The sequence below is a fragment of the Microbispora sp. CA-135349 genome (assembly GCF_050947365.1).
In the GTDB taxonomy this organism is placed as follows: Bacteria; Actinomycetota; Actinomycetes; order Streptosporangiales; family Streptosporangiaceae; genus Microbispora.
Genome location: NZ_CP192001.1, coordinates 6,571,620 through 6,590,179 on the forward strand (window position 1 = coordinate 6,571,620; position 18,560 = coordinate 6,590,179).

The following is an 18,560-nucleotide window of genomic DNA, read 5'->3' on the forward strand; positions in this document are numbered from 1 at the left end:
GCCCGACGCCCACGCCCACCCCCACACCCACACCCAGTCCCACCCCCCACACCCAGCCCGCCGGGCTGTGGCCCTCGCCACCGTCCGCCTCACGCCGCCGTGCCCGGCTCATCGGAGGGCGCCGCAGAGTCCCCCGGCCGCTCACCGCATCACCATTCAGGCACTTTCGGGGGTGCCGGTGCGCACCGCCGGAGCCGGAAGGCTTAGTCTTGGATCGTGACAGCCCGAGGCGAGGTCAGGTCGCCTCGGGCTGTCCGCCTCAAGAAGGCGAGGATGCGCACCCAGGCGTCGGCGCAGGCCTCGGCCAGTTCCGGGCGGCCCAGCTCGAAGAAGCTGTGCGGCGCTCCCGGATAGGTGACGAACTCGTGCGCCACTCCCGCGCCTTCCAGCGCCTCGCCGAACGCACTCACCACCTCGGGGGAGATGCCCTCGTCCGCGCCGCCGAACAGTCCCAGGATCGGCCCGCACAGTTCGCCCGCCATCTGGGTAGGGCCGGGGTTGCCGAACAGCACGTCCGGGTATCCGTACAGGCCGATGGTGCCGGCGAGCCCGAAGCCGGGCCTGGCCGCCATGAAGGCCAGCCTGCCGCCGAAGCAGAAGCCGAGCGAGACGATCTCCTCGCATCCCTCGCCTCGCAGATGTGCGGCGCCGGCGGCGATGTCGGCGAACAGCCCGTCCTTGTGCGCCCTGCCCAGGTGCTCCATGAAGGGGAAGTCGTCGGGCCGTGGATCGGTCCCGGCCGTACGCCCGAAATAGTCGATGGCGAGTGCGGTGTACCCCTGCTCGGCGAGCCGTTCGGTGAGGCGCTCATAGAAACCCGACAGTCCCCGGTTGTCCGGCAGGACGAGCACCGCAGGACCGGACGCCCGGCCGGGGCGGGACAGGTGAGCGGCGAAGTTCGCCCCGTCCGCCGAGGTCAGCACGAGGCGTTCCGACGTGACGGTCGTGATCGGAGAACCGTGGACGGGCGGCACGGAATCGGGCTCGTAACACACGGGCGACATCCCTTTCGCGGAATTCAATCGGGTACGCCCGTGAGGCTACAATACGGTTTTCCCATCATATCAGGGCAAAATAAATTTCCGATCTCACAAATATAACAAACCCGTCTCCCAGACAATCGGGAGACGGGTTCGCTCGGGCGCCACTTCGGGTCAGATGACCGGGCCGGGCGTGTCACGCGGCGGCAGCGGGCCGGTGCCGGGGACGGGACCCGTGCCGGGAGCGGGCGGGATCGGGCCGGTGCCGGGCGGCGGCAGCGGCGTCTCGCGCGGATACCCGGGGTTCACGGTCTGGGGCGGCATCGGCTCGCCGATGTCATACCCCGTGCCGGACCCGCCGGTCCCCGTGCCGCCCTGCTGGTGCGGGCCGGGAACCTCACCGCGCCAGGCGCCGGTCTCGCCGCCCCGCGACTCGATGAACGTTTTGAAACGCTCCAGGTCGCCCTTTACCCGCATGCGGACGATCTGCAGGGCGTCCGCCGCCTTCTCCAGGAAGCCCTCGGGGTCGTACTCCATCTGCAGGGTGACGCGAGTCGTGTTGTCGTCGATCCGGTGGAAGGTCACGACGCCCGCCTGCCGCGGCGTGTCCACCGAGCGCCAGGCCACCCGCTCGTCCGGGTGCTGCTCGGTGATCTCCGCCTCGAACTCACGGCGGACGCCCGCGATCTCGACGACCCAGTCGGTGCGCGTGTCGCCGATCTGCTTGACCGACTCCACGCCCTCCATGAACTCAGGGAAGCTCTCGAACTGCGTCCACTGGTTGTAGGCGGTGCGGATCGGGACATTCACGTCGACGGACTGTTCGATCGAGCTCATGCCTCCTCCTTCTCTCGTGGGTTCCTGCACTACGCCTGCCCTGAGAGGGGGAGGTAAACCCGGGCGCGCGACGTCAGCGGGAGGCCGGCCTGCGGCGCTCGTCCCCCCGGCTCGCACCGCGCCGGCCGGCCGGGCGGGCCAGGCGCGGCCGGGCCGCGGTGGTGCCGTCGCCCGACCGCGCACGCCGGGCCTTCTCGGCCGACCGGCGCACCCGTCCCACCACGAGGTCGCGCACACCCCGCGAGACGTGGTCGTCGCGCCGCCCGCCGGGTGCGGACGCCGCGGCGTCCGCGTCCTTCGGAGTCTCGTCCTCCAGGGTCCGGTCGGCCGCGGCGTACCAGCCGGTGGCCACCTGCACGGCGAGCGCGGCGAACAACAGGCCGAACGGCAGCACCCATCCGCCGCTCACCTGGTGGAGCAGGCCGAACGTGATCGGTCCCGCGCCCGCGATGAGGTATCCGGCGCTCTGCCCGAAGGCGGACAGCGCGGCGGTTCCCGCCGCCGTGCGGGTCCGCATGGCCAGCATCGCCAGTGCGAGCGGGAACGTGCCCCCGCCGACGGCCACGAGGATCGACCACGCCCACAGCGCCTGTCCGGTGAGCAGGCCCGCGAAGCCGGCCGCGTACAGGACGGCGAAGGCGACCACCAGCGGGCGCTGACCGGACGGCCGGGTGGCGAGCGCGGGCACCGCCATGGAGACGGGGATGCCGAGCCCGGTGAACACGGCGAGGACGAGGCCGGCCTGGCCGGCGGTGTAGCCGTTGTCCCGCAGCAGCAGTGGCAGCCAGCCGAACATCACGTAGGCGATGAGGGACTGCGAGCCGAAGTATCCGGCCACGGCCCACGCGAGCCGGCTACGCAGGAGGCCGTCGGTACGGGGCCTCGCGGGAGTGCTGCGCCGCTCCGGCTCACCGCGCCTGAGCGCGAGCCACGGAATCGCGGCCACGGCGGCCAGAGCCGCCCACACCCCGAGTGCCACGTGCCAGTTCCCTCCTGCGGCCTGCTGCACGGGAACGGTCGCGGCGGCGGCGACCATCGTCCCGGCCGCGAGGGCCGTCGAATAGACGGTGGTCATCGCACCCGCACGCCGCGGGAAGTGCCTCTTGATCAGTGCGGGGATGACGACGTTGCCGACCGCGCCGCCCGCCAGTGCGACCGTGCTGGCCGCCATGAACGGCACGGCCGAGCCGACGAGGGAGCGCACGGCCTGTCCGGCCGCCAGCAGGACGATCGCGGCCAGCAGCAGCCTGTGCTCCCCCATCCTGCGGGACATGGCCGGCGTCAGCGCGCCGAACAGGGCGAAGCTCATCACCGGCAACGTGGTGAGGAGCCCCGTCATGGCCCCCGACATGCCGAGGCCCGAGCTCACCTGGTCGAGGACGGTTCCCACACTGGTCACCGCGGTGCGCAGGTTCAACGCGGTGAGGGCGATGCCCCCGGCGATCAACCACGCCATCGATCCGCCCTGTGCTGTCCACCGCGCTGTCCACCGCGCTCGCAGCACGCCCCTCCGCGTCACGACGGCACTCATCGCCGCAACATCTCCTCTCATCCAGTCATCCTACGATTGGCACCATACCAAAGCCCTCTCTGCTCTCATTTGTTCCCTCGCTTCTCGAGAAGCCCTTACGAACGGCGGACGCCGCGCAGAAGCCACAGCAGGCCGACGACGGGCAGCACGAGCGGCACGTAGCCGTATCCGCTGCCGTACCCCGACCACACGGTTGCGTGCGGGAACGCGGCGGGGTCGGCCAGGCTCAGCGTGCCGACGACCAGCACCCCGGCCAGCTCGACCAGGCAGGCGGCGACCGCGACACGCCGTGCGCCCCGGGCCAGCGCCACCGTGAGCACGATGTAGACCACTGCGGCGAACGCCGACAGCGCGTACGCCAACGGCGCCTCGGCGAATTTCGTGGCGATCTGCACGGCGGCGCGGGAGGTCGCGGCCAGCGCGAAGACGCCGTACACGGCCACGAGCACGCGTCCCGGCCCGGTGGCGGAAGGGGCGCTCATGCGCCCGCGTTCCAGATCTGCAGCAGCCGCCCGGTCATGACGGCCACGGTGAAGGCGGCCACGGCGATGACCCCCGGGCCCCAGCGCGTACGCTCCGCCCGGCCCCACCACATGGCGGCGGGCGGGATCACCGCGGTGCCCGCCAGATAGCCGATGAAGGTCGCCTTCTCCACCACGTGGCCGAGCCCGGCGAGCGCGAACCCCGCCTGCGCGAGCACCGCGAGCTCCAGCAGTCCCAGCCCGGCCAGCAGCACCGGCCCCATCGGCCGGTCCCGCACGGCGGTGACGACAGCGGCCAGTGCCAGCAGCAGGGCGGCGCCGATCAGCCAGCCGGAGTACGCGCCGTTCATGCCGCGCTCGGGGCGGGGATCGCAGACATGGCCAGTAGGCTATCGGCCCACGTGCCCGCCCCGTCGCACGCCCTGCCAGCTCACTTCCAGCCCGCTTCTAGCGCTGCCGGGTCTCGGCGAGCAGCAGGTCGACAGCGTCCTCCGGCTTCCCGTTGACCGCGTGCGCCCCCCGCTGACGGGAGGCGGAGCTGCCCCGGCGCAGCGCCGCGTCGGCGAGCTCCGAGACGATCTCCCAGTCGCCGAGCTCCTCCAGGGTCGGCCGCAGCTCCTCCAGCATCCGGGTGATGAGCCGCGGAGCCGATTCGGGCCGGCTTGTCACCGGTGACAGCAGGTCGCCCTCCAGCCCGTCACGGGCCGCCCGCCAGTTGGCCGCCCGCAGCAGCGCCAGGCGCTGCTCGCCGGTCGGCGGCTCGCCCCGCTCCACGGCCTCCATCTCCCTCGTCATGAGGGCGCGGAAGAGCCCGGCGAGCAGCACCACGTCGTCCGCGAGCGGGCAGGAGTCGCAGATGCGCATCTCCACCGTCGGCACGTGGGCGCTGAGCCGCAGGTCGAAATAGACCATGCCCCGGTCCTCGATGACGCCGGAGGCCACCAGGTCATCGGCCGTCCTGTCGTACTCGGCCGCGTCGGCGAACGGGCCGAGCGGCCCGGCCGTCGGCCACCGCTGCCAGGTCAGCGCCCGGCTGCTGGCGTACCCGCTGTCCTCGTCCATCCAGTACGGCGAGCTGGCGCTGAGCGCGAGCAGCGGGGGAAGCCAGGCCTCCACGCGCTGGGCGGCGAGCACCGCCACATCCCTGTCGTCGATCTCCACGTGCACCTGCGCCCCGCAGATGAGCTGCTCCTGTGCGAGGAACCGGTAGGACTCCGACAGGTACTCGTAGCGCTCCCCCGGCGTGAACGTGTAGCCCTCGATGCCGGTGATCGGGGTCGTGCCGGAGGCGATCACCCCGACCCCCAGCGGCTCGCCGGCCGACACGAGCGCCTGGCGCAGCCGCACGATCTCGGCCCGCACGTCGCCCAGGTCCTCCATCGGGGTGCTGTTGGTCTCCACCACCGACCGCTGCAGCTCGGCCGCGAACCCCTCGTCCGGCAGCCGCTCCAGCATCGACTCCGCCAGCGGCGTCAGCCGCCGGGTCTCGAGATCGACGACAAGGAACTCCTCTTCAACGCCGACAGGCCGTCTCTTCGTCATGACCGATCACTACCCCGGTAGTGAGAATTAGGCCTGACCTGGCCGATCACGCATGGATCGGTGCCGGAGGGCGGCGTCGGGGCAGGAGACGCCGCCGAGTTCCCGGTACATCCGAACCTTTTCCGTGGATGATGACTCTCATCGGTGGGGGCCCGATATTTCCACTACGGGGAAGGAAATCGACATGCCGGTCAACCTGTCCAACACCAAACCGCTCGCGTGGGATTCGACGAAACTCGACGCCGACACCAAGGCCATGCTCGACAATCTGCAGCCGAACATCCTGCAGGCACACGTGCGGGAAAGCATGTCCCTGCTGCTCGTGCACTTCGGCGACGGCCCGGACGGCAGGCGCTTCCTGCGCTCCCTCGCGCCGCTCGTGAAATCGGCCAGGAAGCACCTGGAGGAGGTCCGTGACTTCACCCGCACGAAGAAGCCGGGCACGCCGTACGTCGGCGTCGGCATCAGCAAATTCGGCTATCTCAAATTAGGCGAATCCACAACGAAATTCACCGACAACGCGTTCAAATCCGGGATGAGGCGGCGTAAGGACACGCTCAGCGACCCGGCGGTCGACGCCTGGGAGAAGCACTACCAGGAGGAGATCCACGCGATCGTGCTGATCGGGGACGCCACACCCGAGCCGGTCGCCACCACCCGCAAGCGCGTCCTCGCGTTGCTGCCGAAGACCGCGAAGATCGTCGGTGAGGAGAAGGGCGAGGGCCTGCGCGACGCCCAGGGGCGGGGCATCGAGCACTTCGGCTACGTGGACGGCCGCAGCCAGCCGCTGTTCCTCGCCGACCAGGTGGCCGCCGAGTCCGGCACCAACTGGAACCCGTTCTTCCCGCTCGGTCACGTGCTCGTCGCCGACCCGCTCGCCCCGCACCCGAGCCGGCACTTCGGCAGCTACCTCGTCCTGCGCAAGCTGGAGCAGAACGTCCGCGCGTTCCGCGAGGCCGAGGAGGCCCTCGCCGACGCGCTCGGCCTCGAGGGAGACGACCGGCCGCTCGCGGGCGCGATGCTGGTGGGCCGGTTCCGCAACGGCACCCCGCTGCGGCTGCACGGCAAGCCGAGCTCCGAGGGCCACCCGGTGCAGAACGACTTCAGCTATCGCGACGACCCCGGGTCCAAGTGCCCGGTGAGCGCGCACATCCGTAAGGCCAACCCGCGCGACTCACGTGACGGCGGGCTGGAGCGCACGCTCGGCGTCATGATGGCCCGTCGCGGCCAGACGTACGGCGCCCGCACCGACCGGCCGTGGGACGACGCTCCCCCGCGCACCCGGCCGACCGGCGGGGTGGGCCTGCTGTTCATGGCGTTCAACTCCAGCCTGCAGAGCCAGTTCGAGTTCACCCAGCAGAGCTGGGCCGACAACGCCGGCTTCCCCGCCGACGGCACCGGCCACGACCCGGTGATCGGCCAGGGCAAGCGGGATGTCAAGGTGCGCTATCCGAAGGCGTGGGGCAGCACGAAACTCAGCGCGCCGCAGCGCCAGGTCCCCCAGACGGTGACGATGAAGGGCGGCGAATACTTCTTCATGCCGTCGCTCGCCTACCTCAAGAACCTCTGACCCCGCCGTGGGCGAGGCAGATTCGGAACCATGAGCGATCATGCCGTCGTCCTCGAAGAGGTGTCCAGGACCTATGGCGACTTCCAGGCGTTCAACTCGTGCCGTCGCTGACCGCCTGGCAGAACGTCATCCCGCCCAGCAGGCCGGCCCGGCTGCGGCCCGATCCGGTGCGCGAGCTGCTGCACCGGGTCGGGCCGGCGAGGCGGGAGGGACATCGCCCGGCACAGTTGTCGGGAGGTCGGCAACAGCGGGTTGCCATCGGCGGCCGGCCCAGCTCACCTCGATGGTCTGCCGGGAGTCGCGCGAGCCGTCAGGCGCGGGAGCGGCCGAGGTGGTGGAGGATGTCCACGTCCGTGGCGCTCTGTGATGGGTGGAGCTATGGGGACTCGAACCCCAGACCCCCTCCATGCCATGGAGGTGCGCTACCAGCTGCGCTATAGCCCCTTGCCACCGCTCCGGGTGCTCCCGGCGCGGCGCTCGGAGAGCATATAGGTATGCCCATCCGTTTACCTAATCGTCACCGGCCGCAGGCGCTCAGCCGTCGGCGGTGGCGGCCGGGCTGTCGTCGCTGCTGATCGGCTCAGGCAGCGTGCCCGCGTTGTGCTCCAGCAGGCGCCAGCCGCGGCGGCCCTCCTCCAGCACCGACCATGAGCAGTTGCCCAGGCTGCCGAGCGCCGACCACAGCTCCTGCGGCAGCCCCAGCAGCCTGCAGATACCGAGCCGCAGCGCCGCGCCGTGCGAGGCGACGACCAGCAGGCCGCCCTCGTCGAGGCGCGATGCCCAGCGCCCGACCGCGTCGGCCACGCGGTCGGCGACGTGCGCCACGTCCTCGCCGCCCGGAGCCTCCCACGCCTCGTACTCGACCGGCCAGCCCGCCCTGATCTCGTCGCGGGTCAGGCCCTCCCACTCGCCGCCGCCGCGCTCGCGCAGGTCCTTGTCCACGGCGACGTCGAGCCCGGTGAGCCGGCCGAGGGCCGAGGCGGTGTCGTACGCACGCCGCAGGTCCGAGGAGACGAGCATGGTCGGTCGCAGCGCCGCGAGCAGGGAGGCCGCCCGGGCCGCCTGCGCGATGCCGGTCTCGTCCAATGCGATGTCGGTGTGCCCCTGGAAGCGCTTCTCGACGTTCCACAGTGTCTGCCCGTGCCGCAGGCAGACGACGCGACGGCTCATCGCGCCGCCCCGATGATGGCGTTCGTCACCGGGCCGCTCCGTGCCCGCGCTGCGCGGCTGCCTGTTTGACGCTCTCCGGCAGCTCGATGGACGGGCAGTCCTTCCACAGGCGCTCCAGCGCGTAGAAGTTGCGGTCCTCCTCGTGCTGCACGTGCACGACGATGTCGAGGTAGTCGAGCAGGACCCAGCGGCCCTCCCGCTCACCCTCACGGCGTACGGGCTTCGCGTCGGCTTCGACGCGCAGGCGCTCCTCGATCTCGTCGACGACCGCGCGGACCTGCCGGTCGTTGGACGCGGAGCAGAGAAGGAAGGCGTCGGTGATGACGAGCTGGTCGCTCACGTCGTAGGCGATGATGTCGTCGGCCAGCTTCTCGGCGGCGGCCTCGGCCGCCACCCGCACGAGCTGGATCGATCTCTCGGATGCTGTCACGATTCGGTTCTGTCCTCCGTTGACGGGCTCTTCCAGGGTGCACAGTCCGGGTCCCCCGTACAACCGGCTTTCCCGCAGAGACCCTACCGGCACACCTCGGCGATACCGGAGTTATGCCCGGGATCAGGGATTCAACGTCCTCCGGGGCCCGTCGATTCCATCAGAGGAAAGGCCGCGACGGTGGCGCCGACCCGGATGGTGCCCGGCGTGTGCGGGGCCGCCGCACCGTCGTGCAGGTCGACGACCGCGGCGAGGATCCTGCGGCGGACGTCGTGCCACAGCTCGGGCTCGACCCACAGCTCCGCGTCGGCCGTCACCCCCTCCTCACCCGCGCGCCGCCGCCCGGCCCGCTCGCGCAGCGACCCCGCCAGCGCCTCGGCGAGCAGCGGGAAATCGTCCCGCTGTTCGGTCAGCGGGGTGCCTCCCGCCGCCCGGTAGCGGCGCTCCCGGCCGCCGCGCCGGACCCGTACGTCGGCGAGTTCGGCCAGCCCCGCGTCGTCCAGGCAGCGCAGGTGGTGGCTCGCGAGGGCGTGCGAGATGCCCAGCTCGCGGGACAACTCGGCTGCCGACATGGGCTCGCCCCACATAAGCGAGAGCATGCGCAGCCGCACCGGATGCGCGAGCGCCCTGAGCCTGGGATCCGACTCCGCCATGGCGGAAAGTAAACACCATCGCAACCCCCAAGCATTGACTTGGGGGTTGCTGGCGGCGATCATCGATCGTCGTGAAAGCCGCTCTCGCCGACCGCAACGCCCGCCGTTATCTGAGCGCCGTCGTCGTCTCCGGTTTCGGCACCATGGCCATGTCCCTGGTCGCGGGCATCTGGATGAAGTCGCTGACCGGGTCGGACAGCCTCGCCGGTCTCACCGCGTTCTGCTTCTGGGCGCCGACGGCGGCCGGGCCCGCGCTCGGCGCGCTGGTCGACGTCCTCGGCGCCAGGCCCGTGCTCATCTGGACCAACGTCGTGATGGGCGCGGTGCTGTGCCTGCTCTTCCTGGTCCGCTCCCCCGCGCAAGTCTGGCTGCTGTTCGCGGTGCTGGTGCTCTACGGCGTGAGCTTCGTCCTGCTCGACGCGGCCGAGGCGGCCGTCCTGCCCGCGGCCGTCCCGGAGGCGTTGCTGGCCGAGGTCAACGGCCTGCGCATGAGCGCGTCGGAGGGCACGCGTCTCGCCGCGCCCCTGCTCGGCGCCGGGTTGTTCACCGTCGCGGGCGGCGACGCGGTGGTCGCGCTCGACGCGGCCACCTTCGCGGCCTGCGCCTGGCTGCTCGCTTCACTGCGCCTGCCGCGCACGGCCGGGTCGCGCGCCTCCGCGGCGCGCGGGTGGGCGGCCCGGACGGCGGACGGGGCGCGCTTCCTGTTCGGCGACCCGTTCCTGCGCCGCCTCGTGCCGTCCGGCGCGGTGCTGATGCTGGTCTCCGGCGTCAACGGCGCGGCCGTCTTCGCCGTGGTCGACCACGGTCTGCACCGGGAGCCGGGCTTCACCGGTGTGCTGTCCGCGATCCAGGGCGGCGGCACGGTCCTCGGCGGCCTGATCGCGGGGCCGGTGCTGCGCCGGGCCGGGGAGTCGCGGCTGCCCGCCGCCGGAGGGCTCCTGTTCGCCGTCTCAGTGGCCCTGCGCGCCACCCCCTCGGAGCCCGTCGTGGCGGCGGCGAGCCTGCTGTCGGGGCTTGGCCTGCCCTGGGTGCTGGTCGCCGCATTCACCGCCGTACAGCGGATCACACCCCGCGACCTGCTCGCCACGGTGTCCGCGACCACCAACAGCCTGCTGTTCGTGCCGACGGCCGTCGGGATGGCCCTCGGCGCGGGACTCCTCGCCCTGACCTCCCACCGTCCGGTGCTGTACGCGGCGGCGCTCGCCGGCGCGCTCGCCGCGGCGTACGGCCTGCGGGACCGGCGACGGGCCGTCAGGACTCCGGATCGCGGTACAGGTGGCGCTTGTTGATGTACTGCACGATGCCGTCGGGGACCAGGTACCAGATGGGCTCCCCGGCGGCCACCCGGTCGCGGCACTCCGACGACGAGATCGCCAGGGCGGGGATCTCGACCAGGCTGACCTTGCCCGCGGGCAGGCCGGGGTCCTTGAGCGTGTGGCCGGGCCGGGTGCAGCCGACGAAGTGCGCGATGGTGAACAGCTCGTCGGCGTCACGCCAGCTCAGGATCTGCGCGAGCGCGTCGGCGCCGGTGATGAAGTACAGCTCCACCTCCGGGCCGTACGTCGAGGCGATGTCCCGCAGCGTGTCGATGGTGTACGTCGGGCCGGGCCGGTCGATGTCCACCCGGCTGACCGAGAAGCGGGGATTCGAGGCGGTGGCGATCACCGTCATCAAATACCGGTCCTCGGTCGAGGACACGGTCTGCTCCGCCTTCTGCCAGGGCCGGCCGGTGGGGACGAACACCACCTCGTCCAGATCGAAGTGATGGGCCACCTCGCTGGCCGCCACCAGGTGGCCGTGGTGGATCGGGTCGAAGGTCCCGCCCATCACTCCCAAACGCCGGATAGCCGTCCCGTTTCGCATGGACGGACGATAACGCGCCTATCGGACCACACCGGAAACCGGCCCCTGCGGACGGCCCTGGCTCCTCACCGCGTCCCGCGCGCGTCCGGCCCGTGAGACATAGCATGCGGAACATGACCACTCCCGATCGCAATCGCGTGCAGCTGCCCGGCATCAGCTCGCGAGCCTACGAACACCCCGCCGACCGTTCCGCACTGGTCGCGATGCGTTCGCTCTCCGGATTCGACGCGGTGCTCAAGCGCACGTCCGGCCTGTTCAGCGAGCGCCGGCTCCGGCTGATGTTCCTCGCCTCCGCGGTGCGCACGACCGACACCCAGTTCCGCGCCCTGCACGACATGGGCCGCGACACCGCCTACATCCTCGACCTGCACCGGATCCCGGAGATCTACGTGCAGCAGGACCCGAAGGCGTACGCGATGGCGATCGGTTTCGACGAGCCGTTCATCATCGTCTCGACGGGACTGCTCGACCTGATGGACGACGAGGAGCTGCGCTTCGTCATCGGCCACGAGACCTCGCACATCCTGTCGGGCCACGCGGTCTACGGCACGATGCTCGAGATCCTGACCCGCCTGGCCACCCGGGTGGCCTGGATCCCGCTCGGCTACATCGGCCTGCGGGTCATCGTCGCCGCGCTGGAGGAATGGCAGCGCAAGGCGGAGATGTCCGCCGACCGCGGCGGTCTGCTCGCCGGGCAGGACCCCGACGCCGCGCTGCGGGCGCTCATGAAGCTCGCCGGAGGCTCACGCCTGCACGAGATGAACATCGAGGCGTTCCTCGACCAGGCCAGGGAGTACGACACGGCGGGCGACGTGCGGGACGGCCTGCTGAAGGTCCTCAACCTGCTCGGCACGACCCACCCGTTCGCGGTGACCCGGGTCGCCGAACTCGACCGGTGGCGCCGCGGCGGAGAGTACGACCGGATCATCGCCGGCGACTACCCGCGGCGGGAGGACGACGCCAACGCGAAGATCACCGACGAGATCAAGGCGGCGGCCAACTCCTACCGCGAGTCGTGGGCCCAGTCGCAGGATCCGTTCATCGGCGTGCTGCGCGATGTCGCCGAGGGCGCGGTCAACGCCGGCGAGCGCATCTTCAACCGCTTCGCCCGCCGCGAGAACTGACCTCGGGGCATCGGGGCACAGCAGGCAGGGGTGGGCCCGTCCGGACGATGCACACGTGCGCCGCGGCGGGCTGCCCGCGACCGTCGGACGAGGTCACGACCAGCGACGATCGTCAGAAGAAGAAGGCCACGGCGCGCACGGCCGCCGCGCAGAGCGCGACGAAGCCGCCCAGGACGGCGAGCGCGCGCAGTCCCTCCCGACGCAGGCCGGGAATGGCCGCGCCCGCGCGTTCGATCTCCCGGCCGATGATCGCGCCGCTGACCACGCCGAACGCGACGCCGGCGATGGTGACGGGCACCGCCTGAGACCACCACTCCGGCTCCAGCCGCGCCCCTGAGCCCACCCACAGGGCCGCGAACGCCGCCGCCGCGGCGGGCAGCCCCGGCCACGCGACGGCCGACAACAGCGAACCCGCCAGCGTGAGGGGGAACATCAGCGCGCGCAGGAAGGCGCGGGCACGGCCGGGTTTGCGGCCTCGCACCAGCCAGTGGCTGGTCCACACGGCCCTGGTGACCACGGCGAAGGCCGCCGTGATCGCGAAGGTCGCGAGCGGGTAGACCACCGACGTCACCACGCACGGGACGGCCAGCAGCGCGACCAGGACCAGGGCGGCGTTCCCGGTGGGGATGCCGAGCGCCCCCTCGGGCGCGTGCGTGCCGCCTCCCGCCGCCGCGAGGGCCGCCGGCGCCGTACGGCTCTCGCCCGTCCGGGTGCGGCGGTTGGCACGGCCACCGGTGGGCCGGGCCTGTTCCTTCATCGCCGGCTCCCCGGTCCTCCCCGTCGCCGTACGCGCGGGCGCCTGCGCGCGGACCCGCGCGACCGCCTCGGCGGCGCGGCCGCGGGCGGCCGGCTCCGCTCCGGCCCGATCAGCGCCGCGGTCGGTCGTGGACGTCTCGCTGACCCGGGCGAGCCGGGACAGACGGTCGGCCAGCACGGCGGCGGTGGGACGGCGGGCCGGGTCGCGGTGCAGCGCCGCCCGCACCAGCGGCAGCAGGGCCGCGGGGACTCCCACGAGATCGGCCTTGCCGTTCAGCACGGCGTACATCTGCGACTCCGCCGTACCTCGCCCGAAGGTCGGCCGTCCGGTGGCGGCGAACGCCACGGTGGCGGCCCAGCCGTGGACGTCGGCCGGCTCTCCCACCGTCTCGTCCGAGAACACCTCCGGGGCGCAGTAGCCCGGCGTGCCGAGGAACGCGCCGGTCATCGTGACCCGCGTCGCGTCGAGCACCTGGGCGATACCGAAGTCGATCAGCACCGGCCCGTCCGCGCCCAGCAGGACGTTGGCCGGCTTGACGTCGCGGTGCACGATCCCGCCCGCGTGGATGATCGCCAGCGCCGCCGCGAGGCCGTGCGCCAGCGCGATGAGCCGATGCTCCGGCAGCGGCCCGCCGCGCCGTACGGCGTCGAGGAGGTTCTCCCCCTCGACGTACTCCATCACGAGGTACGGCCGGTCGCCGGACAGGTCGGCGTCGAGCACCTGGGCCACGTAGGGATTCTCGACCCGGCGCAGCGCCCGGACCTCGCGTTCGAGCCGTAATCGGGCGTCGGCGTCGTTCTCGATGGGGTCGCGCAGCATCTTCACGGCGACGCGGTCGCCCCGGCGGCCGACGGCGAGGTACACCTCACCCATGCCACCCCGGCCCAGCCGCTCCATCAGCGCGTAGGGGCCGACCCGCCCGAGACGTCCAGCCATAGGAGCGCCAACCATAGCGGTCCCGCCGCCGGAATCGGTGGAGGCGCGCCGTTCGGACCGCGAACAAGTCGGAGCGCATACGAGTCGGGTGGACGCGGGCCTCGGCCCGCGTCCCGTCCTCACCCCCGTGCTCACCCGCGTCCGACGGTCACCCTCGTACGTGCCCCTCGCCCGTGTAGATCCACTTGGTGGAGGTCAGCTCCGGCAGCCCCATCGGGCCGCGGGCGTGCAGCTTCTGGGTGGAAATGCCGATCTCCGCCCCGAAGCCGAACTCCCCGCCGTCGGTGAAGCGGGTCGAGGCGTTCACCGCGACCGCCGCCGAGTCCACCGTCGCCACGAACCTGCGGGCGGCCTGCTGGGAACGGGTCACGATGGCGTCGGTATGGGCCGAGCCGTACCTGCGGATGTGCGCGACCGCGTCGTCCAGCGAGTCGACCACCGCGGCGGCGATGTCGAGCGAGAGGTACTCGCTCGTGAAGTCCTCCTCGGTGGCGGGCACGACGTCGGCGCCGTAGGCCCGCACCCGCTCGTCCCCGTGGACGGTCACGCCCGCGTCCTTCAGCGCCGTCAGCGCCTTCGGGACGAACTCGCCGGCGATGGCGGCGTGCACGAGGACCGTCTCGGCCGCGTTGCACACCGAGGGCCGCTGCGCCTTGGCGTTCACCAGGATCTTCAGAGCGGTGTCGATGTCGGCGTCGGCGTCCACGTACACGTGGCAGTTGCCCACCCCGGTCTCGATGACCGGCACGGTCGACTCCTCGACCACGCTGTTAATGAGCGAGGCGCCGCCGCGCGGGATCAGCACGTCGACCAGGCCCCGGGCACGCATCAGGTGCTTGACCGACTCGCGGGTCTGGCCGGGCACGAGCTGCACGGCGTCCGCCGGCACCTCGGTCGCCGCCAGCGCCCGCTGCATGATCCGCACCAGCGCCGTGTTGGAGGAGTACGCGCTGGACGACCCGCGCAACAGCACGCCGTTGCCGCTCTTGAGGCACAGCGCGGCCGCGTCCACGGTGACGTTGGGCCTGCCCTCGTAGATGATGCCGATGACGCCGAGAGGCACCCGCACCTGACGCAGCTCCAGGCCGTTGGGCAGCGTGCCGCCGCGCACGACCTCGCCGACCGGGTCGGGCAGGTCGGCCACCTGGCGGACCGCCTCCGCGATCGTGGCGATCCGGCCGGCGTCGAGCCGCAGCCGGTCGATCATCGCCTCGGAGGTGCCGTTCTCCCTGGCGCGCTCCACGTCCACCGCGTTGGCCGCGACGATCTCGTCCGCGGCCTCCTCCAGGGCGCCGGCCACGGCCCGCAGCGCCGCGTCCTTCGGCGCGCGCGGCATCGGCGCGAGCACCGTCGCGGCGTCCCTCGCGGCGTGGGCGACCTTCAGGAATTCCTCTGCCTCAGACATTGCCTCGTGCTCCGTCACGTGTGGTGGTGGGCTCCAGTATGACCATGTCGTCCCGGTGGATCAGCTCACGCCGATACTCCGGGCCGAGTGTTCTCGCCAGCTCCCGGGTGGAGCGGCCGAGCAGCTCGGGAATCTCTCCCGCGTCGTAGTTCACCAGGCCGCGGGCGATCCTGTCGCCGGTCGGCGCGCACACGTCCACCGGGTCGCCCGCCGCGAAGTCGCCCTCGACCTTCACCACGCCCGCGGGAAGCAGCGACTTGCGCCGCCGTACGACGGCCTCGACGGCGCCCGCGTCCAGATAGAGGCGGCCCCTGCCGGTCGTCGCGTGGGCGAGCCACAGCAGGCGGGTGCCGGGGTGGCGGCCGCCCGGGTGGAAGCAGGTGCCGATGTCGGCCCCGGCGAGTGCCTGGGCCGCGTGGGCCGCCGCCGTGAGCACCACCGGGACGCCCGCTCCGGTCGCGATGCGGGCCGCCTCCACCTTGGTGATCATGCCGCCGGTGCCCACGCGTCCCGAGGTGCCCAGCTCGACGTCATCCAGGTCCTCCGGCCCGCGGACCTCGGCGATGCGGGTGGCGCCGTCCTTGCGGGGATCGCCGTCGTACAACGCGTCGACGTCCGACAGGAGCACCAGCCCGTCGGCGTGGATCAGGTGGGCCACCAACGCCGCCAGTCTGTCGTTGTCACCGAAGCGGATCTCGTCGGTGGCCACGGTGTCGTTCTCGTTGACGACGGGCATGATGCCGAGCTCCAGCAGGCGGGCCAGCGCCCGCCGGGCATTGCGGTGGTGCGACCGGCGCATCATGTCGTCGGCCGTCAGCAGCACCTGTCCCACGCGCAGGCCGTACCTGGCGAACGACGAGGTGTACCGCGCTATCAGCACCCCCTGCCCCACCGAGGCGGCCGCCTGCTGGGTGGCCAGGTCCTTGGGCCGGGCGCGCAGCCCGAGCGGGCCGAGCCCCGCGGCGATGGCGCCGGACGACACGAGCACGATCTGCGTGCCCGCCCTGCGCCGGGCGGCCAGCACGTCCACCAGCGCGTCCACCCGGTCGACGTCGATCATGCCCTGGGGGGTGGTCAGCGACGACGACCCCACCTTGACCACCAGCTTCGCGGCCTCTCGGATCCGCTCCCTGCCCGTCACGCCATCTCCCACTCCGGCCCTCCGATCAGCCGAGCCTCGCGTCGGTGCCACGCGGGCCCATGGTCGCCTCCGTGGCCTGCGACGGCTGCCAGTCGAAGACGTAGCCGCCCTCCATCGGACCGATGATCACCTCGGCGCCGGCCGTCGCACCGGCCTTGATCAGCTCTCCCTCGACGCCGAGCCGTTCGAGGCGGTCGGCCAGATAGCCGACGGCCTCGTCGTTGGAGAAGTCGGTCTGGCGGATCCACCGCTCGGGCTTCTCACCGGTCACCTGGAAGCGGTTCTCGTCGAGGCGCCGCACCGCGAACCCGGTCTCGCCGAGTTGCCTGGGCCGGATGACCAGCCGCGTGGGCTCCTCGACCGGGGCCTGCGCCCGGGCCGCCGCCACCATCTCCGCCATCGCGTACGCCAGCGGCTTGAGGCCCTCGTGGCTGGCGGCGGAGATCTCGAAGACGCGCAGGCCGCGCTCCTCCAGCATGGGCGTGACGATGTCGGCCAGGTCCCGGCCGTCCGGGACGTCCACCTTGTTCAGCGCGACCAGCCGCGGCCGGTCCTGCAGCGAGCCGTACGCCGCCAGCTCGGCCTCGATCACCTCGAAGTCGGTCATCGGGTCGCGCCCCGGTTCGATCGTCGCGCAGTCGAGCACGTGCACGATCGTCGAGCAGCGCTCGACGTGCCGCAGGAACTCGTGACCGAGACCCCGGCCCTCGGACGCCCCCGGGATGAGCCCCGGCACGTCGGCGACCGTGAAGACCGTCTCGCCCGCCGTGACCACGCCGAGGTTCGGAATGAGCGTCGTGAACGGATAGTCGGCGATCTTGGGCCGGGCCGCGGACAGCGCCGCGATCAGCGACGACTTGCCCGCGTTGGGGAACCCGACCAGCGCCACGTCGGCGACGGTCTTGAGTTCGAGCACGATCTCGGCCTCGTCGCCCGGCTCGCCCAGCAGCGCGAACCCCGGGGCCTTGCGCTTGGCGTTGGCGAGCGCGGCGTTGCCGAGGCCGCCGAAGCCGCCCTGCGCGGCGACGTACCGGGTGCCGGCGCCGACCAGGTCGACCAGCACCTCGCCGGTCCCGGCGTCCTTCACGACCGTGCCGTTGGGCACCGGAAGGACGATGTCCTCGCCGTTGGCGCCGTCCCGGTTCGAGCCCATGCCCTGCTTGCCGTTGCCCGCCCGGCGGTGCGGCCGGTGGTGGTACTCCAGCAGGGTGGCGGTGTTGGGATCCACCTCCAGGATGACGTCGCCGCCGCGTCCGCCGTTGCCGCCGTCGGGCCCGCCGAGCGGCTTGAACTTCTCCCGGTGGATGGAGGCGCAGCCGTTGCCCCCGTCACCCGCCTTGATGTGCAGGACGACGTGGTCCACGAAGTCGGCCATCAGCCGCTCCCCCTTACTGCTATGGAAAAAGCGATGAGGCGGACCGAATGCTCGATCCGCCTCATCGCGCTGCTTGTGAATGTCCGGGGCGGATCTACTCCGCGGCCGGGACGATGCTCACCGCGCGGCGACCGCGCTTGGTGCCGAACTGCACCCGGCCCGTGGCCAGGGCGAACAGCGTGTCGTCGCCACCACGGCCGACGTTGTCGCCGGGGTGGAAGTGCGTGCCGCGCTGACGGACGATGATCTCGCCCGCGTTCACCAGCTGACCGCCGAAACGCTTCACACCGAGGCGCTGAGCGTTCGAGTCACGGCCGTTCCGGGTGGACGAGGCGCCCTTCTTGTGTGCCATGGTTCACTCCCTTTCGGGGGTAAGCGGGGGTCGTCCCCCGGGAAACTACTGTCCGGGGTTGATGCCGGTGACCTTGACCTGGGTGTACCGCTGACGGTGACCCTGGCGCTTCTTGTATCCGGTCTTGTTCTTGTACTTCAGAATCCGGATCTTCGGGCCCTTGGTCTCGCCGAGGATCTCGGCGGTCACCTGGAACCGGGAAAGCGTGGCTGCGTCGGTGGTGACATCGCCGTCGTTGACGACGAGCACCGCCGGCAGCGACACCGAGGAGCCAACCTCGCCGGCGACCTTGTCCACCTCGAGGACGTCCCCGACGGAGACCTTCTGCTGCCTGCCGCCGCAACGAACGATCGCGTACACCGCGGAACCCTTCTACTGGCTAAATGCTGAGATGCCGCGCCCCGCATCCAGC

General features: G+C 71.7%; 19 protein-coding genes and 1 tRNA gene. 3 read left to right on the forward strand and 17 right to left on the reverse strand.

What is annotated here, in order from left to right; translation table 11 throughout:
• Positions 1-203: 203 nt before the first annotated feature.
• The 6 genes from ACQPZZ_RS30150 to ACQPZZ_RS30175 all read right to left on the reverse strand — a co-directional run bounded on the left by ACQPZZ_RS30150 (position 204) and on the right by ACQPZZ_RS30175 (position 5,372).
• Positions 204-1,004, reverse strand: coding sequence for a dienelactone hydrolase family protein (locus tag ACQPZZ_RS30150; RefSeq protein ID WP_432934600.1), 801 nt, complete (start codon positions 1,002-1,004; stop codon positions 204-206).
• 150 nt (positions 1,005-1,154) lie between these two features.
• Positions 1,155-1,817, reverse strand: coding sequence for an SRPBCC family protein (locus tag ACQPZZ_RS30155; RefSeq protein WP_432924633.1), 663 nt, complete (start codon positions 1,815-1,817; stop codon positions 1,155-1,157).
• Between the two features lie 73 nt (positions 1,818-1,890).
• Positions 1,891-3,273, reverse strand: a complete 1,383-nt coding sequence (locus tag ACQPZZ_RS30160) for a CynX/NimT family MFS transporter (RefSeq protein ID WP_432924635.1) — start codon at positions 3,271-3,273, stop codon at positions 1,891-1,893.
• A 170-nt stretch (positions 3,274-3,443) separates the two neighbouring features.
• Positions 3,444-3,830 (reverse strand): hypothetical protein, encoded by a 387-nt coding sequence (locus ACQPZZ_RS30165; protein ID WP_432924637.1) that lies wholly within the window; start codon positions 3,828-3,830, stop codon positions 3,444-3,446.
• A complete protein-coding gene (locus ACQPZZ_RS30170) occupies positions 3,827-4,180 on the reverse strand; it encodes a hypothetical protein (RefSeq protein ID WP_432924639.1) in 354 nt (117 codons plus the stop codon). The genes ACQPZZ_RS30165 and ACQPZZ_RS30170 overlap by 4 nt, the downstream gene beginning before the upstream one ends.
• A gap of 97 nt (positions 4,181-4,277) precedes the next feature.
• A complete protein-coding gene (locus ACQPZZ_RS30175) occupies positions 4,278-5,372 on the reverse strand; it encodes a carboxylate-amine ligase (protein ID WP_432924641.1) in 1,095 nt (364 codons plus the stop codon).
• 184 nt (positions 5,373-5,556) lie between these two features.
• Between ACQPZZ_RS30175 and ACQPZZ_RS30180 the strand changes: the two genes are divergently transcribed.
• Positions 5,557-6,942 carry a Dyp-type peroxidase gene (locus ACQPZZ_RS30180; protein ID WP_432924643.1) on the forward strand — a complete coding sequence of 462 codons (1,386 nt, stop codon included), beginning with the start codon at positions 5,557-5,559 and terminating at the stop codon, positions 6,940-6,942.
• A gap of 371 nt (positions 6,943-7,313) precedes the next feature.
• Here ACQPZZ_RS30180 and ACQPZZ_RS30185 read toward each other — a convergent pair.
• The 4 genes from ACQPZZ_RS30185 to ACQPZZ_RS30200 all read right to left on the reverse strand — a co-directional run bounded on the left by ACQPZZ_RS30185 (position 7,314) and on the right by ACQPZZ_RS30200 (position 9,195).
• Positions 7,314-7,386: transfer RNA gene (locus ACQPZZ_RS30185), tRNA-Ala, on the reverse strand.
• 90 nt (positions 7,387-7,476) lie between these two features.
• Positions 7,477-8,112 (reverse strand): histidine phosphatase family protein, encoded by a 636-nt coding sequence (locus tag ACQPZZ_RS30190; RefSeq protein ID WP_357221380.1) that lies wholly within the window; start codon positions 8,110-8,112, stop codon positions 7,477-7,479.
• A 25-nt stretch (positions 8,113-8,137) separates the two neighbouring features.
• The gene (gene rsfS, locus ACQPZZ_RS30195; RefSeq protein WP_432924645.1) at positions 8,138-8,542 is read right to left on the reverse strand and encodes a ribosome silencing factor; all 405 of its coding nucleotides are present in this window, start codon (positions 8,540-8,542) and stop codon (positions 8,138-8,140) included.
• Between the two features lie 131 nt (positions 8,543-8,673).
• Positions 8,674-9,195 (reverse strand): ArsR/SmtB family transcription factor, encoded by a 522-nt coding sequence (locus ACQPZZ_RS30200; RefSeq protein ID WP_363643346.1) that lies wholly within the window; start codon positions 9,193-9,195, stop codon positions 8,674-8,676.
• Between the two features lie 71 nt (positions 9,196-9,266).
• On the opposite strand from ACQPZZ_RS30200, the gene ACQPZZ_RS30205 reads away from it, so the two are divergent.
• The gene (locus ACQPZZ_RS30205; protein WP_432924648.1) at positions 9,267-10,484 is read left to right on the forward strand and encodes an MFS transporter; all 1,218 of its coding nucleotides are present in this window, start codon (positions 9,267-9,269) and stop codon (positions 10,482-10,484) included.
• Here the strand turns inward: ACQPZZ_RS30205 and nadD are convergent.
• Complete coding sequence (nadD, locus tag ACQPZZ_RS30210) at positions 10,447-11,058, reverse strand: nicotinate-nucleotide adenylyltransferase (protein ID WP_432924650.1); 612 nt, start codon at positions 11,056-11,058, stop codon at positions 10,447-10,449. The two genes, ACQPZZ_RS30205 and nadD, sit on opposite strands and share 38 nt — an antisense overlap.
• A 113-nt stretch (positions 11,059-11,171) precedes the next feature.
• Between nadD and ACQPZZ_RS30215 the strand changes: the two genes are divergently transcribed.
• Complete coding sequence (locus tag ACQPZZ_RS30215; protein ID WP_432924652.1) at positions 11,172-12,182, forward strand: M48 family metallopeptidase; 1,011 nt, start codon at positions 11,172-11,174, stop codon at positions 12,180-12,182.
• A gap of 112 nt (positions 12,183-12,294) precedes the next feature.
• On the opposite strand, the gene ACQPZZ_RS30220 is transcribed toward ACQPZZ_RS30215, so the two are convergent.
• From ACQPZZ_RS30220 to rplU, 6 genes are all read right to left on the reverse strand, one after another.
• Positions 12,295-13,875: a serine/threonine-protein kinase gene (locus ACQPZZ_RS30220; protein ID WP_432924654.1), complete on the reverse strand. Its 1,581-nt coding sequence runs from the start codon at positions 13,873-13,875 to the stop codon at positions 12,295-12,297.
• A gap of 148 nt (positions 13,876-14,023) precedes the next feature.
• The gene (locus tag ACQPZZ_RS30225) at positions 14,024-15,280 is read right to left on the reverse strand and encodes a glutamate-5-semialdehyde dehydrogenase (protein WP_432924656.1); all 1,257 of its coding nucleotides are present in this window, start codon (positions 15,278-15,280) and stop codon (positions 14,024-14,026) included.
• Positions 15,273-16,421: a glutamate 5-kinase gene (gene proB / locus ACQPZZ_RS30230; protein WP_432924658.1), complete on the reverse strand. Its 1,149-nt coding sequence runs from the start codon at positions 16,419-16,421 to the stop codon at positions 15,273-15,275. Before proB ends, ACQPZZ_RS30225 begins: the two co-directional genes overlap by 8 nt.
• Before the next feature lie 25 nt (positions 16,422-16,446).
• Positions 16,447-17,796, reverse strand: coding sequence for a GTPase ObgE (gene obgE, locus ACQPZZ_RS30235; protein WP_432924660.1), 1,350 nt, complete (start codon positions 17,794-17,796; stop codon positions 16,447-16,449).
• 94 nt (positions 17,797-17,890) lie between these two features.
• The gene (gene rpmA / locus ACQPZZ_RS30240; protein ID WP_030505847.1) at positions 17,891-18,148 is read right to left on the reverse strand and encodes a 50S ribosomal protein L27; all 258 of its coding nucleotides are present in this window, start codon (positions 18,146-18,148) and stop codon (positions 17,891-17,893) included.
• A 45-nt stretch (positions 18,149-18,193) separates the two neighbouring features.
• Positions 18,194-18,508: a 50S ribosomal protein L21 gene (gene rplU, locus ACQPZZ_RS30245; RefSeq protein WP_030505848.1), complete on the reverse strand. Its 315-nt coding sequence runs from the start codon at positions 18,506-18,508 to the stop codon at positions 18,194-18,196.
• Positions 18,509-18,560: the final 52 nt, after the last annotated feature.

Coding starts and splice junctions, on each gene's coding strand:
- ACQPZZ_RS30150 (WP_432934600.1), bottom strand. CDS start 1,004: ATGTCGCCCGTGTGTTACGAGCCCGATTCCGTGCCGCCCGTCCACGGT.
- ACQPZZ_RS30155 (WP_432924633.1), bottom strand. CDS start 1,817: ATGAGCTCGATCGAACAGTCCGTCGACGTGAATGTCCCGATCCGCACC.
- ACQPZZ_RS30160 (WP_432924635.1), bottom strand. CDS start 3,273: ATGGCGTGGTTGATCGCCGGGGGCATCGCCCTCACCGCGTTGAACCTG.
- ACQPZZ_RS30165 (WP_432924637.1), bottom strand. CDS start 3,830: ATGAGCGCCCCTTCCGCCACCGGGCCGGGACGCGTGCTCGTGGCCGTG.
- ACQPZZ_RS30170 (WP_432924639.1), bottom strand. CDS start 4,180: ATGAACGGCGCGTACTCCGGCTGGCTGATCGGCGCCGCCCTGCTGCTG.
- ACQPZZ_RS30175 (WP_432924641.1), bottom strand. CDS start 5,372: ATGACGAAGAGACGGCCTGTCGGCGTTGAAGAGGAGTTCCTTGTCGTC.
- ACQPZZ_RS30180 (WP_432924643.1), top strand. CDS start 5,557: ATGCCGGTCAACCTGTCCAACACCAAACCGCTCGCGTGGGATTCGACG.
- ACQPZZ_RS30190 (WP_357221380.1), bottom strand. CDS start 8,112: ATGAGCCGTCGCGTCGTCTGCCTGCGGCACGGGCAGACACTGTGGAAC.
- ACQPZZ_RS30200 (WP_363643346.1), bottom strand. CDS start 9,195: ATGGCGGAGTCGGATCCCAGGCTCAGGGCGCTCGCGCATCCGGTGCGG.
- nadD (WP_432924650.1), bottom strand. CDS start 11,058: ATGCGAAACGGGACGGCTATCCGGCGTTTGGGAGTGATGGGCGGGACC.
- ACQPZZ_RS30215 (WP_432924652.1), top strand. CDS start 11,172: ATGACCACTCCCGATCGCAATCGCGTGCAGCTGCCCGGCATCAGCTCG.
- ACQPZZ_RS30220 (WP_432924654.1), bottom strand. CDS start 13,875: ATGGCTGGACGTCTCGGGCGGGTCGGCCCCTACGCGCTGATGGAGCGG.
- ACQPZZ_RS30225 (WP_432924656.1), bottom strand. CDS start 15,280: ATGTCTGAGGCAGAGGAATTCCTGAAGGTCGCCCACGCCGCGAGGGAC.
- obgE (WP_432924660.1), bottom strand. CDS start 17,796: ATGGCCGACTTCGTGGACCACGTCGTCCTGCACATCAAGGCGGGTGAC.
- rpmA (WP_030505847.1), bottom strand. CDS start 18,148: ATGGCACACAAGAAGGGCGCCTCGTCCACCCGGAACGGCCGTGACTCG.